This is a genomic window from Weissella sp. DD23, assembly GCF_001579105.1.
Classification (GTDB): Bacteria; Bacillota; Bacilli; order Lactobacillales; family Lactobacillaceae; genus Weissella; species Weissella cibaria.
This window is the reverse complement of sequence record NZ_KQ970415.1, coordinates 1-1,294: the sequence shown is the minus strand read 5'-3', so window position 1 is coordinate 1,294 and position 1,294 is coordinate 1. Positions and strand designations below refer to the sequence as shown.

Sequence of the window (1,294 nt, the reverse complement as noted above, 5' to 3'; positions counted from 1 at the left end):
GCGTAACCTGTGAACGCCAACGCAATTAAAACGGCCCCCGCCGTTGCTGGTACGCGGACGTGTGGTGGCAACAACGTAATCGCCAACATTGGCAAGACTGAGCCCAATGGAAAGGCGATCATTGAGGCCACCGCTGCCCCAATCGCCGACACTTCATGATGAAGCGTAAAGCCATAGCGTTCGCGAACCGTTGTTCCTAAGGCATCTTTCGCCATCATTTCGCGGGTTGCCTGGGCGGCCAAATCAGTTGAAATGCCTTGATTCATATACTTTTGTTGCACAAACGCAAACTCGGTCGCGTAATCCGTCTTTAAAGCTTGGGTTTGCGTCTCTTCGGCTTTCACTTGGGCATCATTTTGTGAGTGGACAGACACGTATTCCCCCATCGCCATCGACACCGTGCCTGCGAGTGCCCCCGCAAAACCAGCGATAAAAATGGCAAACGAATTCGTGGTCGCCCCAGCCACTCCGATTACAATCCCTGAAACAGACAAAATACCATCATTCGCTCCCATGACGGCCGCACGAATTAAATTGTTTCGTTGGGCCAATGTTTGTTTATCTGTCATTTACTCTTCCCCTTGTTCAGAATGTCACTTATAAGTTTACACCAACGCGAAGAATTTGTTTATATGACTTAAAGTAAGGGAAAGAGAGTGGGTCAGTTCGCGTTACATTAAGGGGTCAGCCTTTCGGCACAAGTTTAAAAGCCGCCAATCCTCCGATTTTAAATCGGGAGATTGGCGGCTTTTAAAGGATGAAACAGCTAGTCAATATTTAACGTTACTGTTGGGTACGCCGATTAAACGCAGTTAGCACCGGGATCCCAATCAACGGTACTAAGATAGCACCGACAATCATTTCAAAAATGCCATTAAAGCCAGCGATTGAAATAATTAACCAGTTTGCCAAGCCTGAGTCAGGAATACCAGTAAATGACGTATTCATCACTTTGAACCCAATCCAGGTCAGACTCAAAACTAACGCGGTATTAATGAAAGCCGATAGCGCACCTAGGCCAACCAACCAGGCTGATTGTTGCGCAATTGGACGTTCCTTCACAAAACGCCAGTAAAGATAACCAATAATGAACCCAACTAGCATGCGAGGCGCAATGGCGGTAATTGGATTACGGAAGATTAGCGCCCCGATACTAGGCACCGATGTCCAGGCATGCCACAACGAATAAGCGCCCCAAATAAAACCAAGTAGCGCCCCGGTCTTAGGCCCCAAGACCATTGCCCCAATGGCCACCGTAAAGGTAATAATCGTCACCGCTGCCCCGATTGCAAAG

At 48.3% G+C, this 1,294-nt stretch carries 2 protein-coding genes; both read right to left on the bottom strand.

Features of this window, described 5'->3' with window-relative positions; all coding sequences use genetic code 11:
- Window positions 1–569: VIT1/CCC1 transporter family protein (locus WEIDD23_RS11910; RefSeq protein WP_062359091.1), on the bottom strand; the 569-nt coding region annotated here is incomplete at its 3' end.
- A gap of 214 nt (window positions 570–783) precedes the next feature.
- On the bottom strand, window positions 784–1,294 hold a 511-nt coding region (locus WEIDD23_RS11905), incomplete at its 5' end, for an ECF transporter S component (protein ID WP_062359090.1).